This is a genomic window from Azospirillum sp. UFLA03-27, assembly GCF_059803775.1.
Map to the genome: position 1 here is coordinate 1 of NZ_JAUQTX010000195.1, position 13477 is coordinate 13477.

At 68.4% G+C, this 13477-nt stretch carries 13 protein-coding genes; 9 read left to right on the plus strand and 4 right to left on the minus strand.

What is annotated here, in order from left to right; translation table 11 throughout:
- From nifB to nifA, 3 genes are all read right to left on the minus strand, one after another.
- A partial coding sequence (gene nifB, locus Q4I23_RS23750) for a nitrogenase cofactor biosynthesis protein NifB (RefSeq protein ID WP_498527849.1) occupies positions 1-1304 on the minus strand: 1304 nt, incomplete at its 3' end.
- A 209-nt stretch (positions 1305-1513) separates the two neighbouring features.
- Entirely contained in the window at positions 1514-2404 is an 891-nt protein-coding gene (locus Q4I23_RS23755) for an adenylate/guanylate cyclase domain-containing protein (RefSeq protein WP_498527850.1), read from the minus strand.
- Between the two features lie 122 nt (positions 2405-2526).
- The gene (gene nifA, locus Q4I23_RS23760) at positions 2527-4410 is read right to left on the minus strand and encodes a nif-specific transcriptional activator NifA (protein ID WP_498527851.1); all 1884 of its coding nucleotides are present in this window, start codon (positions 4408-4410) and stop codon (positions 2527-2529) included.
- Positions 4411-4777: 367 nt separating this feature from the next.
- Here nifA and Q4I23_RS23765 point away from each other — a divergent pair, with 367 nt between their 5' ends.
- From Q4I23_RS23765 to Q4I23_RS23775, 3 genes are read left to right on the plus strand one after another with little or no spacing between them, the layout of a single operon-like run.
- A complete protein-coding gene (locus Q4I23_RS23765) occupies positions 4778-5428 on the plus strand; it encodes a TetR/AcrR family transcriptional regulator (RefSeq protein WP_498527852.1) in 651 nt (216 codons plus the stop codon).
- Positions 5425-6372 carry an HlyD family secretion protein gene (locus tag Q4I23_RS23770; protein ID WP_498527853.1) on the plus strand — a complete coding sequence of 316 codons (948 nt, stop codon included), beginning with the start codon at positions 5425-5427 and terminating at the stop codon, positions 6370-6372. Before Q4I23_RS23765 ends, Q4I23_RS23770 begins: the two co-directional genes overlap by 4 nt.
- Positions 6369-7310 (plus strand): ABC transporter ATP-binding protein, encoded by a 942-nt coding sequence (locus Q4I23_RS23775; protein WP_498527854.1) that lies wholly within the window; start codon positions 6369-6371, stop codon positions 7308-7310. The genes Q4I23_RS23770 and Q4I23_RS23775 overlap by 4 nt, the downstream gene beginning before the upstream one ends.
- Before the next feature lie 71 nt (positions 7311-7381).
- Here the strand turns inward: Q4I23_RS23775 and Q4I23_RS23780 are convergent, their stop codons facing one another.
- Positions 7382-7750: a hypothetical protein gene (locus Q4I23_RS23780; protein WP_498527855.1), complete on the minus strand. Its 369-nt coding sequence runs from the start codon at positions 7748-7750 to the stop codon at positions 7382-7384.
- 143 nt (positions 7751-7893) lie between these two features.
- Here Q4I23_RS23780 and Q4I23_RS23785 point away from each other — a divergent pair, with 143 nt between their 5' ends.
- From Q4I23_RS23785 to Q4I23_RS23810, 6 genes are all read left to right on the plus strand, one after another.
- Positions 7894-9027 (plus strand): ABC transporter permease, encoded by a 1134-nt coding sequence (locus Q4I23_RS23785; RefSeq protein ID WP_498527856.1) that lies wholly within the window; start codon positions 7894-7896, stop codon positions 9025-9027.
- Positions 9028-9213: 186 nt separating this feature from the next.
- On the plus strand, positions 9214-10125 hold the full coding sequence (gene mepA / locus Q4I23_RS23790) for a penicillin-insensitive murein endopeptidase (RefSeq protein WP_498527857.1): 912 nt from the start codon (positions 9214-9216) through the stop codon (positions 10123-10125).
- A 103-nt stretch (positions 10126-10228) separates the two neighbouring features.
- Positions 10229-11194: an SAM-dependent methyltransferase gene (locus tag Q4I23_RS23795; RefSeq protein WP_498527858.1), complete on the plus strand. Its 966-nt coding sequence runs from the start codon at positions 10229-10231 to the stop codon at positions 11192-11194.
- A 120-nt stretch (positions 11195-11314) separates the two neighbouring features.
- Positions 11315-11440 (plus strand): type B 50S ribosomal protein L36, encoded by a 126-nt coding sequence (ykgO, locus tag Q4I23_RS23800; protein WP_012973122.1) that lies wholly within the window; start codon positions 11315-11317, stop codon positions 11438-11440.
- Between the two features lie 207 nt (positions 11441-11647).
- Entirely contained in the window at positions 11648-13135 is a 1488-nt protein-coding gene (locus Q4I23_RS23805; protein ID WP_498527859.1) for an FAD-linked oxidase C-terminal domain-containing protein, read from the plus strand.
- A 10-nt stretch (positions 13136-13145) separates the two neighbouring features.
- On the plus strand, positions 13146-13477 hold a 332-nt coding region (locus tag Q4I23_RS23810), incomplete at its 3' end, for an FAD-binding protein (protein ID WP_498527860.1).

Consider the following 13477-nt stretch of genomic DNA (forward strand, 5'->3'; position numbering starts at 1 on the left):
GCGTCCTCGTCGCCCGAACCGCCTTCGCAATACTGGTCGACGCGGCGGTGGCCGACGAACTTGGCGCCCTTCGGACCGACCTCGTAGATCTGGAATTCCTTGGCGTGGCCGAAATGCTCGTTGATGCGCTCGCCGCCCTTGGTGGCGACGGCGATCAGGATCGGCTGCACCTCGGTGCCGACCGTCTCGGCGACGTCGGCCTGTGCTGCGGCCTTGGCGGCGTGGCGACCGGCGCGCTCGCCCTCGACATGCTCGCGGTAGGTGCGGGCGGCTTCCTGGTCGTATTCCACCTCGCCCATCGCATCGATCTGGTCGATGGTGAATTCGGAACCGCGGTCCTCGCCCAGCAGGCCGACCGCGTCGGCGCGGCACTGGCGGCAGTGACGCATCAGCTTGGCCCCGCCTTCGCACTGGTCCTGCAGGACCTTCAACTCCTGCGCGGTCGGGCCGCGCTGGCCGGTCAGACCGAAATGCGTACCGTGCGCCGGGTCGGAGATCAGCGGCATGATGTTGTGCAGGAAGGCGCCGCGCGCCTTCACCGCCTTGTTCACGTCCATCAGGTGCTCGTCGTTGATCCCCGGGATCATGACGGAGTTCACCTTCACCAGGATGCCGCGCGAGGTCAGCATCTCCAGGCCGAGCATCTGGCGCTCGTGCAGGATCTTGGCGGCGTCCAGGCCGGTCCAGCGCTTGTGGTCGTGGAAGATCCAGGGATAGATGTGCTGCCCGACCTCGGGATCGACCATGTTGATGGTGATCGTGACGTGGTCGATGTTGTAGTTCGCGATGGTGTCCACATGGTCGGGCAGGGCCAGGCCGTTGGTGGACAGGCAGAGCTTGAGGTCCGGCGCCTTCTTCGCCAGCATCTCGAAGGTCTTGAAGGTGTTCCTGCCGCCCGCCGCCAAGCTGTCGCCGGGGCCGGCGATACCGATGACGGAGAGCTGCGGGATCTCCTTGGCGACAGCCAGAATCTTGCGGAGCGCCTGATCGGGGGTCAGCTTCTCGGAGACCACGCCCGGCCGGCTCTCGTTCGAGCAGTCGTATTTTCGGTTGCAGTAGTTGCACTGGATGTTGCAGGCCGGCGCCACCGCGACGTGCATGCGGGCGAAATAGTGATGCGCCTCCTCGGAGTAGCAGGGATGGTTCTTCACCTTCTCCCACACCTCCGGGGACATGTCGGCGGGGCCGTCCGACGACCCGCAGGAGGACGACGCGCAGCCGGAAGCGGCGGCGGGCGGCGCCTCGGCGGGGGATTTCAGCTCACCCACGCCCAGGATGCTGTCGAGCGAAATAACGTTGGCCATCGTCCACTCCCTTCCCAGCCGCGCCGTCGGCGCCCTTGGTCGGGTCATTAAAAGCAAGTTCGGGGCCAACCGGGTGAAGTGTGGAGTTTCAGTGAGTTAAGCGGTTTTGTCTGGCCTGTGGGACATGTCAGCAATCCGACAAAGGCGGACAAAGCCCAACAATGGCCGACAAACACGCCGCCTGTCGGGGACCCGACATGGGGGCGTCGTCATGCGCTTCCCACTTGGAAGGTCAGGACATGGTCCTCCCCGGGCCGCAGCGGTTCTCCCCCGAACCCGATCAGCCCGCTGCCGGTCAGTTTCGTCGAATCGCGGCGCAGCAGCAGGGAGGGGGACTCCCCTGTGCGGATGAAGGTGCCGTTGGTCGAATGGTCGGTCAGCAGGAAGCCGCCACGGCTGAGGTCGATCACCGCGTGCTGGCGCGAGGTGCGGCGGGAGGGGATGCGCAGGCCGCAGCCCTCGTCACGCCCGACCGTGACGCGCGGCAGCAGGGGAGTCAGCGTCACCTCGGCGCCGCGCCCGAACAGGCGGAGGGACGGCAGGCCGCGCCCGTGGCCGGGAACCGATGTGCTCAGGGCGACGGTGGCGTTGTCCTCGGCCTCCGCCGGGGCGTTGCCGTCGCGGATCTGGTGGACGCGGACAGGGGCCGCCTTTCCCTTCACCGCGACGCTGTTCAGAAGGCGGGTCCGCTTGTGCAGCGGCGAGGAGAGGCGGTCGACCAGATCGTCGGTCGCCAGGATCTCGCCGGGGCGGGCGATGGATTCAAGCCGGGCGGCGACGTTGCAGGCGTCGCCGTAGAGGTCGCCGGGGCCGGCGATCACCGGGCCGAAATGCAGCCCGGCGCGCAGGCGAAGCCCGAAATCCGCCTGCCGCCCCATCATGGCGAGCGCGGCGCGGGTGGCGTCGTCGCCCATGGGGAAGCAGGCGAGAAGCCCGTCGCCCAAGCTTTTCACCACCGTGCCGTCGTTCTCCCCGACGATCCGGCGCAGGTCCTCCAGCACCCGCTGGGTCAGCGCCGCCGCCTTGCGGTCGCCCGCCAGTTCATAGAGCAGCGTGCTGTCGGCGATGTCCACGAAGAGGAGCGCAAGGGGCTTTTCCATGAATCTGCGGCAACCGGGGAGAGTGCCGGGAGGTTAACACACACCCGGTCACCTGTCCCGGTTGTGCAGCCGGATGCCCTTCGTTCCTCCGGGGAGAAAAGCGCCGGGCGGCTCGGCACCCCTCAGAAGCGCTTGATCTCAATGTTGTACTTGCGCAGGGCGTAGCTCACCTGACGGGTCGTCATGCCGAGCAGGCGGGCGGCCTTGGCCTGCACCCAGCCGGTGCGCTCCATCGCCCAGAGCAGCCGGTCGCGCAGCGATCCCGACTCCGGCTCGTCGAGCGGGACCTCGGCGGCGGGCGGCGGAGCGGCATTGGCAGCCGATGCGGGTGCGGGAGCCGCGGCGGCGGGGGCGCTCGGCTCGGGCAGGGGCAGCGGGATCAGGGGAACCGGAACCACCGGCTGGGCGGCGCCGCAGACCGGCGACGGGCCGGCGGAACAGCCCGACGCGCAGGCCGGCCACGCGCCGCCGCCGGCACCCACCGGTTCCGGCACCGGGGCCGGCATGGCCGGGGTCTTCGGCGCGTTGGCCGCTGCCGGACCGCCGGGACGTCCCGGAGGAACACGGTTGACGGCCCCCGGCCCCATGGACGGGGCGAGGCCGCCAACCGACGCGCCCAGCGTGCGGTACTGGAACAGCACCGAGGAGTTGCAGAGGTTCAGGCTGCAGGACAGGGATTCAGTGCGGATGATGCCGTCGCGCGACTGGGTGGCCGCGCGCTCGATGCAGTTCTCCAGCTCGCGCACGTTGCCGGGCCACGTGCAGCGGTTCAGCACCTCCAGCGCCTCGTCCTCCATGACAAGGGTCATGCCGTTGTCTTTGGCGAACTTCGCCACGAAATGGCGGGCCAGCGGGCCGATGTCCTGGCGCCGTTCGCGCAGCGGCGGCAGATGGATCGTCACCACGTTGATGCGGAAATACAGGTCGGCGCGGAACTTGCCGTGGCCGACCGCCTCCTCCAGGTTCAGGTTGGTGGCGCAGATCAGCCGTACGTCGGTCTTGATGGTCTTGGACCCGCCGACCCGCTCGAACTCCTGCTCCTGCAGCACGCGCAGCAGCTTGGCCTGGAAGTTGGGCGAGATGTCGCCGATCTCGTCGAGGAACAGCGTGCCGCCCGACGCCAGCTCGAACCGGCCCTTGTGGTCCTTCTGCGCGCCGGTGAAGGCGCCCTTCTCGTGGCCGAACAGCTCCGATTCCAGGAGCGATTCGGGCAGGGCGGCGCAGTTCACGCGGATGAAGGGGGCGTCCTTGCGCGGCGATATGTTGTGGATGGCCCGCGCGATCAGCTCCTTGCCGGTGCCGCTCTCGCCGCGGATCAGCACGGTGGACTTGAAGGGCGCCACCCGGTGGACCTGGGCCATCACCTCCAGCATGTTGGGGCTGGTGCAGACCACGTCGTTGATCGGGGCGGCGATGGGCCGCAGCTCCTTCTGCATGCGGAAGGTTTCCCGCATCATGAAGCGGCGCTCCTCGGCCACGGTGCGGTGCAGCCGCACCGTCTGGCCGATCAGGTTGGCGACCATGGTCAGGAAGCGCACGTCGCTGCCGAAATGGCCCTGCGGCCCTTCGTCGGAAATGCGGTCGATGGTCAGCACGCCGACGACCACTCCCGCGGCCTTGATCGGCACACCGACCAGCGAGGCCACCTGCTCGTCCAGGTCCTCGCGCCCGCCGGTGCGGTTGAGGAACAGCGGTTCCTCCGCCAGATTGGGGACGACGGCGGGCATGCCGGTCTTCAGGATGCGGCCGGTGATGCCTTCCCCGTCGCGGAATTCGATTTGCGCCGCGGCCTCGTTCGACAGGCCGTTCGCGGCGACCAGCCGCAGCACATTGTCCTCGCCGACCAGATAGACGCGCCCGCGGTGCATCTGCAGCTGGTAGGCCAGCGCGCGAAGCACCTCGCGCAACGTCTGCTGGAGGTCGAGAGAGGAACCGAGGATCTTGCTGACCTCATAGATGGTCAGCAGTTCCAGGTTCGACGTGGACTGGCGCATTGCACCCGGCATGATCGACACCCCCTGCTCAACCGGGACTCCGGACGCCGCGCACCAGCGCGCTCGTCGAATTGATCCCGGCACGGCGCCTTGAACCGTTCCTCCCGGGGTGGGGTGTGCGCTCGTTGCTGATCGGCGCCTTTGACCACCGGTGCGCCCGCCGCGCGTGCTTCCGTGACAAGCCGTTCGCGCTGCGGACTGTCGAAAGTTTCGGAAACTCTCGGTCGAAAGGCAAGCCCTTTTGCATATCAGTTGCTGCGGCGCACAATGACTTATGGCTGCGGCAGAACGGCGCAACCCTTGAGAAAACTGGAATTTCTACTGTCAAACAGCTAATAACTGACTGGTCAGTAATATTTTCTCCACCCTGGAGGACGGCATGCCGGAGGATGATCCCGCCGTTCCGCGCTGGCGCCGCCGGAAGGAGGCGCGCCCCCGGGAGATCGTCGACGCGGCCCTGACCGTCTTCGGCGAGCGCGGCTTCGCGGCGGCCCGGCTGGAGGACGTCGCGGCGCAGGCCGGTGTCAGCAAGGGCACGCTCTACCTCTACTTCCCGAACAAGGAGGAGCTGTTCAAGGCGGTGGTCCGCGAGGCCATCCTGCCCAACCTGGACATGGCCGAACGTCTGCTGGCCGGAGCGCAGGGGCCGAGCTTCGCCGTGCTGGAAACGCTGCTGACGCTTTTCGCGACGCGCATCCTGAAATCCCGCGCCGGCGCCATCCCCAAGCTGATCATCGCCGAGGCCGGCAATTTCCCCGACCTCGCCCGCTTCTATTACGACGAGGTGATCCGCCGCGCCTTCGCCCTGCTGGCGGCGGTGCTGGAGCGCGGCGTCGCGCGCGGCGAGTTCCGCCCGGTGGATGTCGAGTCGACCGTCCGGCTGATCGTCGCGCCGATGTTGATGAGCGCGCTGTGGCGCTCCTCCTTCGAGGCGCTGGAGGGGCGCCCGCCGGACGTGGCGGCTCTGCTGGCCGCCCATCTCGACGCGCTGCGCCGGACGCTCGCTCCGGAGGGAGGGCCGCCGTCATGAGCTGGATCGCCGAAACGCTGGCGGCGGCCTTGTCCGTTCTCGGGCTGGGAGGCGGGGACGCCGTGCCGTTGGCCCATGGCTATGCGGAGGGCGAGTATCTGCGCATCGCCGCCCCGGTGGCCGGGACGCTCGACACGCTGGCGGTGACGCGCGGCGGGCGGGTGGAGGCGGGCGCGCCCCTCTTCGCGCTCGACCGCACCAGCGCGCGGGCGGAGCGCGACCGGCTGGCCGCTGCGCTCGCGCAGGCGCGGGCGCAGCTTGCCGACCTGCGGACCGGCCGGCGCCCCGACGAGCTGGCGGTGGTCGCCGCCCAGCGCGCGCAGGCCGAGGCGGCGCTGCGCTATTCCGAAGCGGAACTGGCGCGGCAACAGACGCTGGTGGCGCGCAAGGTCAGTTCCGACGACCGGCTGGATGCCGCCCGCGCCAGCCGCGACGGCGACCGGGCGCGGCTGGAGGAGCTGACCGCGCAATTGGCCGTCTCCAACCTGCCGGCCCGCCCCGACCAGATCCGTGCAGCCGAGGACGCCGTGGCTCAGGCCGAGGCGGCGCTGGCCCAGGCGGACAAGCGGCTCGCCGAGTTGGCTCCGCCGGCGCCCGAGGCGGCGCTGGTCGAGGACACGTTGTTCAACCCCGGCGAATGGGTGCCGGCGGGCGCCCCGGTGGTCTCGCTGCTGCCGCCGGAGAAGCGGAAGCTGGTGGTCTTCGTTCCGGAGCCGCTGATGGCCCGCGTACGTCCAGGAGACCGGGTGACGGTGCGCTGCGACGGCTGCCCGCCCGGCCTGACGGCGCGTGTGACCTATGTGGCGCCGCGGGTGGAATACACCCCGCCGGTGATCTACAGCGTCGGCAGCCGCGAGAAGCTGGTCTTCCGCGTGGAAGCGCGGCTGGAGGACGGTGCGACGCTCAACCCCGGTCTGCCGGTGGACGTGGAACTGCCGCCATGACCGGAGACGCTGCCATCGACGTGCGCGGTCTGGTCAAGCGCTTCGGCGCCAAGACGGTGGTGGACGGCTTCTCCATCCGGGTGGCGCGTGGGCAGATCTACGGCTTCCTGGGGCCGAACGGGTCGGGCAAGACGACGACCATCCGCATGCTCTGCGGGCTGCTGACCCCCGACGCCGGGGAGGGGACCTGCCTCGGGCTCGACATCCGCCGCCAGAGCGCCGCCATCAAGCGGCAGGTCGGCTATATGACCCAGAAGTTCAGCTTCTGGGAGGATCTGAGCATCGCCGAGAATCTGGATTTCGTCGCCCGCATGTATGGACTGCCGGACCGGCGGCGGAAGGTCGCCGCGGCGCTGGAGCGGCTGGGGCTGGGCAACCGGCGGGCGCAGCTGGCGGGGGCGCTGTCGGGCGGCTGGAAGCAGCGTTTGGCGCTGGCCGCCTGCATCCTTCACGAGCCGAAGCTGCTTCTCCTCGACGAGCCGACCGCTGGGGTCGATCCCAAGGCGCGGCGGGATTTCTGGGACGAGATCCACCGGCTGGCCGACGACGGGCTGACCGTGCTGGTCAGCACCCATTACATGGACGAGGCGGAGCGCTGCCACGCCATCGCCTACCTCGCCTACGGCCGGTTGATGACCCAGGGCAGCGTGGAGGAGGTGATCGCCAACTCGGGTCTGGTCACCTACGAGGTCGGCGCGCGGGGGGCGGGCGGGGCGGACCTCGGGCGCGTCGCGGCGGCGCTGCGCGACCGTCCGGGTGTCGAGATGGTCGCCGCCTTCGGCGCCCGGCTGCATGTCAGCGGTGGTGACGGTGCGGACCTTGAGGAGGCGTTGCGCCCCTGGGCCGCCGACTCGGGCCTGATGGTGCGGCGGACGGAGCCAACGCTGGAGGACGTGTTCATCCATCTGATGAACCGCAGCACGGACAATTTCGCATGACCGCGCCGCCGGCGGGCAAAGTCAGGCCGTCCCCACAGCCTTGCGAAAGACGGTGCAGGGACGGCGCGTGGTCATTCGATCGACGCGGAGGTCACGCCTGTGTTCTTGTTCCAGCGCAGCGTCAGCTTGGAGATCTTGCAGAGGTTCAGATTCTGCCAGACCGCCGACTCACCGTCGTCGTAGATGACCTTCATGTCCCACTTGCAGGTCTTCTCGGCCTTGCCGAAGCTCAGTTCGAACTCCTCGCCGTCGTCGAGGACGTCACGGCCGAGGATGTCTTCGTCCCACTTCTCGTTGGCGGACTCGCTGACGTAGATGTGCTTCAGCGCGTAGCCCGTCTCGTTTGCGATGGTGAAGTCCTGTTGCCCGGCCATGGCGGCGCCATGAAACAGGAACAGGGCGGCGACGGCGGCGGCGCCCTTGGCAAGAATAGATGTCATGGTATGTTTCCCGCATACGAGTTAATCCATTTGGACGGTGCTTCAAGCAATTTCGATATGTCAATGGGGGTCAAGTTGCCCGCTGCGGCATTGAAGTCAAGGTTGTGTTTCTATTTTGAAATGCACGGCTGGGGAGGGGCGTCATGGCGCGGTTTTCCTTCGCGCGTTTCGTCGCAGTGATGGTGAAGGAGTTCATCCAGATGCGGCGCGACCGGCTGACCTTCGCCATGATGGTGGGGGTGCCCGTGCTCCAGCTCGTGCTGTTCGGCTTCGCCATCAACTCCGACCCCAAAAGCCTGCCGACCGCCGTCCACGCCGCCGACTCCAGCCCATTCGCGCGCACGCTGGTGTCGGCCATGGTGAATTCCGGCTATTTCGACGTGACCCGCGGCGCCGGCAGCCCGGCGGAGCTGGATCGTCTGCTGGCGGAAGGGCGGGTGCAGTTCGCCGTCACCATTCCCGCCGGCTTCGCCCGCGACCTGCAGCGGGGCGAGCGGCCCGTGCTGCTGGTCGAGGCCGACGCGACCGACCCGGCGGCGACCAGCAACGCGCTGTCCGCCCTGTCCACCCTCGCGCGGCAGGCGCTGGATCCCGACCTGACCGGGCCGCTCGCCCATCTGCGCTCCACCCCCGACCCGGTCGAGCTGCGGGTCCACCGCCGCTACAACCCGGAGGGCATCACCCAGTACAACGTGGTGCCCGGCCTGATGGGCGTCGTCCTGACCATGACCATGGTGATGATGACCGCGCTGGCCGTCACCCGCGAGCGTGAGCGCGGGACGATGGAGAATCTGCTGGCGATGCCGGTCCGCCCGTTCGAGGTGATGCTGGGCAAGATCGTGCCCTTCATCCTGGTCGGCTACATCCAGGTCGTCATCATCGTCCTGGCCGCCCGGCTTCTCTTCGGCGTGCCCATCGTCGGCAGTCTGGCCTTGCTGTCCGCCGTGCTGGTGCTGTTCATCGCCGCCAATCTGGCGGTGGGCTTCACCTTCTCCACCGTGGCGAAGAACCAGCTCCAGGCGATGCAGATGTCCTTCTTCTTCTTTCTGCCGTCGATGCTGCTGTCCGGCTTCATGTTTCCCTTCCGCGGCATGCCCGGCTGGGCGCAGGCGGTGGGGGAGGTCCTGCCGCTGACCCATTTCCTGCGCATCGTCCGCGGCATCCTCCTGAAAGGCAACGGTCCGGCGGAGATCGCGGGGGAGGTGGCGGCGCTGCTGCTCTTCCTGGCGGTGGTCACGGTGGTCGCGCTGAAACGCTACCGGCAGACCTTGGACTGAGCAGTAAAGGGGAGCCGGGCGTTGCCCTACACTCTTGTCGGCAAGTCGAAATCGGCTGTGACATGAGCGTGAGCCTCACGTTTCGTTAAGAAACATTGGCTCTAATCTTTCCCGATTGGCGGTCCTTGGGGGAAGATGATGGGGCGCTTGGCGATTGGCCCGACGATCGGGATTCTTGCGGCGGCCTTGGTCGCAGCCGGCTTGATCGCCGCCGCTCTCACCGGACCGGCCGAGGCCGGATCGCCCAAGAAGAAGAAGCCAGCACCACCGGCTCCCAATTCCATCGCCTGGAGTCAGGTGAGCGGTCCCGCCCTGGGACCGGCCCAGTCCATCGGCGGCTACGCCGCGGGCTGCATCACGGGGGCGCAGGCCCTGCCGGGGGAGGGCACCGGCTATCAGGTGATCCGCATGTCCCGCCAACGCTACTACGGCCATCCGGAACTGATCGACTATCTGAAGGGCTTCGGGCGGAAGGTCGCGGCGGCCGGGCTGGGGACCGCGCTGATCGGCGACATGGGGCAGGCGCGCGGCGGACCGATGAGCTTCGGCCACGCCAGCCACCAGATCGGGCTCGACGCCGACGTCTGGCTGCGGCTCGACCATCCGCCGATGGGGCGCAACGCGCGGGAAAGCCTGGCCGAGATCAAGTACGTCGATTACGGGCGCGTCCGCGTCACCGAGGACTGGTCGGAGCGGCAGGCCCAGCTTGTCCGCATCGCCGCCAGCGATCCGCGGGTGACCCGCATCTTCGTCAACCCGGCGATCAAGTTCGCCATGTGCCGCCATTCCTGGCCGGACCGCGCCTTCCTGCGCAAGCTGCGGCCCTGGCACGGCCATGACGGGCACATGCACATCCGCCTGGGCTGCCCGGCGGGAAGCCCGCAGTGCGAGGACCAGCGCGACATTCCCGATGGCGACGGCTGCGGCGACGAGGTCGCGTCCTGGCTCGGCTCCGTCTATCCGGTGGTGGAGAGGCACAACGGCAAGCCGCAGCCGCGCTACGTCAACATGCCGCCCGCCTGCACGCCGGTGCTGCGCGCCGCCGGGACGCGGGTCGCCGCCATGGACGATCCGCGCGCGGAGAAGGCGTTACGGTAATGTGACGCAGGATTTTGCGCTTGCACGAGCGGAGCGCCCGGATACTGTGAAAGTCGGAATGAATTCGTCCGGCGGTCCAGGCAACGGGGCAGGCGCGAAGGCGATGAGCGATAACAGCGGACACGATCACGCGGGCGCTCCCCGCATCAGGCTCAAGACCCGCCTTCACGCTTGGTGGGAGGGGTACGACCTCTCCGCCCTGAAGGGCCGGGGCGGCGAGGAGGACGGCAAGCCGCAGGCTGGCGCCGCTCCGGCCCAGCCCGCCGCCCGCGGCCATGGCCCCGGCATGAACCGCTGGGGCAAGCCGCTGTGGAGCGCCACGCGAATCGAGGTGGCGGAGAAGCTGTGGGGTGAGGGCTTCAACACGCCGGGCGGCCACGACCACATCCCCTATCTGGTGAAGCCGCTGGGACTCAATCCGGCGATGAGCGTGCTGGACCTGTCCGCCGGACTGGGCGGCACCAGCCGCACCATGGCGAGCAAGTACGGCTGCTGGGTCACCGGGCTGGAGGCCGCGGAGATCCTGGCGAAGGAGGGGATGATCCGCTCCTTCAAGGAGGGGCTGGAGAAGAAGGCTCCGATCGAAACCTACGACCCGGAGAATTTCAGCTATCCCAAGCGCGTGGACGCCATCGTCTACAAGGAGGGGATGTTCTCCGTCCGCGGCAAGGACCAGCTGTTCGACGGGATGGAACTGGCGCTGAAGCCGCGCGGCCATCTGCTGATGACCGATTATGTGATCGAACCGGCGCTGGCCGGGGCCAGGGCTGTCCAGGTCTGGTGCGACAAGGAGCCGATGCAGCCGCATCTGTGGTCCAAGGACCAGATGGCCGCCGCCTTCGCCCAGCGGAACCTGGACCTGCGAATCGCCGAGGACATCACCGACACCCACCGCGGCCTGATCGTGAGCGCCATCCAGGGGCTGGTCGAGCATCTGGAGCGCCATCATCTGGACCACGAAACCAAGCTCGCCGTGATGGACGAGGTCGAGCTGTGGGTCCGCCGCGTGTCCGCCATCGAGGCGGGCATGAAGGTGTGCCGTTTCTACGCGCTGAAACCGGCGGAGTAGCGTCGAAACGGCCGCGTCCGGCGGGAAACGCAACCGCGACGGGGGCCGTTGACAGCGGGGGTGCGCCGCACTATGGTGCGCGCCTTCGATCGAGCCGCCGACCGACCAGGATGAAGAACTATGAAGATCGTTAACTCTCTCAAGTCGATGAAGACGCGCCACAAGGCCTGCCGCGTGATCCGCCGCAAGGGCCGCGTCTACGTCATCAACAAGCAGAACCCGCGCTTCAAGGCCCGCCAGGGCTGAGACCGGCGGCCGGGTCCGCCCGGCCGACGAGCAGAGGTTTCTCGCAAGAGCCGCGCCTTTCGGGCGCGGCTCTTGCGTTTTGGGGGATCGGTTCGCCCATTGGCCGATCCCTCACCGGCTTGTGTCCTTCCCGTCGGCAATGATACCACTGGTTACGGAATGCATCCGGAACCAACCGGTGCGAATCACGGGGGAGGACGGCCGGCCATGCGGATGCCCGCGCCCGACGACGGCGTCATCGCGCGCCGCCGCGAGATCATCGCAGCGCTGCGGGCCATCGTGCCCGGCGAGGGGGTGATCGTCGACGAAAGCGAACTGCGCGCCTATGAATGCGACGGGCTGACCGCCTACCGCCAGCTTCCCATGGTCGTGGTGCTCCCCAGCACGGTGGAGCAGGTGAGTCGGGTGCTCCGGACCTGCAAGGAGATGGGGGTGAAGGTGGTGCCGCGCGGCGCCGGGACCTCCCTGTCTGGTGGCGCGCTGCCGCTGGCCGACGGCGTGCTTCTGGGGATGGGCAAGTTCAACCGCATCCTCGACATCGATTTCGCCAACCGCTGCGTGGTGACCCAGCCTGGGGTGACCAACCTCGGCATCTCCAACGCGGTGGCGCATGAGGCCTTCTATTACGCGCCCGACCCCTCCAGCCAGATCGCCTGCACCATCGGCGGCAACATTGCCGAGAATTCCGGCGGGGTGCATTGCCTGAAATACGGGCTGACCACCAACAACGTGCTGGGGCTGGAGATGGTGCTGATGGACGGCACCATCCTGCGGCTGGGCGGCAAGCATCTCGACGCCGGCGGCTACGACCTGATGGGCGTCGTTACCGGCTCCGAAGGGCTGCTGGGGGTGGTGACCGAGGTCACGGTGCGCATCCTGAAGAAGCCGGCCACCGCCCGCGCCGTGCTGATCGGCTTCCCGACCAGCGAGCAGGGCGGCGACTGCGTGGCCGCCATCATCGCCGCGGGCATCATCCCCGGCGGCATGGAGATGATGGACAAGCCGGCCATCCACGCGGCGGAGGATTTCGTCCACGCCGGCTACCCGCTGGACGTCGAGGCCCTGCTGATCGTCGAGCTGGACGGCCCGGCGGCGGAGGTCGACCACCTGATCGACCGGGTGGCGGAGATCGCGCGGTCCAAGGGCTGCTGCTACTCCCGAGTCTCGACCTCGGAGGAGGAGCGGCTGTCCTTCTGGGCGGGGCGCAAGGCGGCCTTCCCGGCGGTGGGGCGCATCAGCCCCGACTACTACTGCATGGACGGCACCATCCCGCGCAAGGCGCTGCCCCTGGTGCTGCACCGCATGCAGGAGATGTCCGACCGCTACGCCCTGCGGGTCGCCAACGTCTTCCATGCCGGGGACGGCAACCTGCATCCGCTGATCCTCTACGACGCCAACAAGCCGGGCGAACTGGAGCGGGCTGAGGCCTTCGGCAACGACATTCTGCGCCTGTGCGTCGAGGTCGGCGGCGTGCTGACCGGCGAGCATGGCGTGGGGGTGGAGAAGCGCGACCTGATGACCGACCAGTTCGACGAGGTCGATCTCGACCAGCAGCAGCGCATCAAATGCGCCTTCGACCCCGACGGGCTGCTGAACCCCGGCAAGGTCTTCCCCAAGCTGCACCGCTGCGCCGAGCTGGGCCGTGTGCACATCCACAAGGGGGAGCTGCGCTTCCCCGATATTCCCCGATTCTGAGGCCATCCGCATGACCGTGACCACCGTCAAGCCCGACACGGCGGCCCAGGCCGCCGACGCGGTGCGCTGGGCCTTATCGGAAGGGACGCCCCTGGATGTCGCCGGTTCGGGGTCCAAGCGCGGCCTCGGGCGCCCGATCCAGACCGCCTACACCCTCGACCTCTCCGGCCTGTCCGGGGTCGTCGCCTACGAGGCGGAGGAACTGGTGCTGACCGCGAGGGCCGGCACGCCGATGGCCGAGATCCTGCCGATGCTGGCGGAGCGCCGGCAGCAGCTCGCCTTCGAGCCGCAGGACCTCGGGCCGCTGTTCGGACGGCCGGAGGGGCAGGGGACGCTGGGTGG

Coding starts and splice junctions, on each gene's coding strand:
- Q4I23_RS23755 (WP_498527850.1), bottom strand. CDS start 2,404: ATGGAAAAGCCCCTTGCGCTCCTCTTCGTGGACATCGCCGACAGCACG.
- nifA (WP_498527851.1), bottom strand. CDS start 4,410: ATGCCGGGTGCAATGCGCCAGTCCACGTCGAACCTGGAACTGCTGACC.
- Q4I23_RS23765 (WP_498527852.1), top strand. CDS start 4,778: ATGCCGGAGGATGATCCCGCCGTTCCGCGCTGGCGCCGCCGGAAGGAG.
- Q4I23_RS23770 (WP_498527853.1), top strand. CDS start 5,425: ATGAGCTGGATCGCCGAAACGCTGGCGGCGGCCTTGTCCGTTCTCGGG.
- Q4I23_RS23775 (WP_498527854.1), top strand. CDS start 6,369: ATGACCGGAGACGCTGCCATCGACGTGCGCGGTCTGGTCAAGCGCTTC.
- Q4I23_RS23780 (WP_498527855.1), bottom strand. CDS start 7,750: ATGACATCTATTCTTGCCAAGGGCGCCGCCGCCGTCGCCGCCCTGTTC.
- Q4I23_RS23785 (WP_498527856.1), top strand. CDS start 7,894: ATGGCGCGGTTTTCCTTCGCGCGTTTCGTCGCAGTGATGGTGAAGGAG.
- Q4I23_RS23795 (WP_498527858.1), top strand. CDS start 10,229: ATGAGCGATAACAGCGGACACGATCACGCGGGCGCTCCCCGCATCAGG.
- ykgO (WP_012973122.1), top strand. CDS start 11,315: ATGAAGATCGTTAACTCTCTCAAGTCGATGAAGACGCGCCACAAGGCC.
- Q4I23_RS23805 (WP_498527859.1), top strand. CDS start 11,648: ATGCGGATGCCCGCGCCCGACGACGGCGTCATCGCGCGCCGCCGCGAG.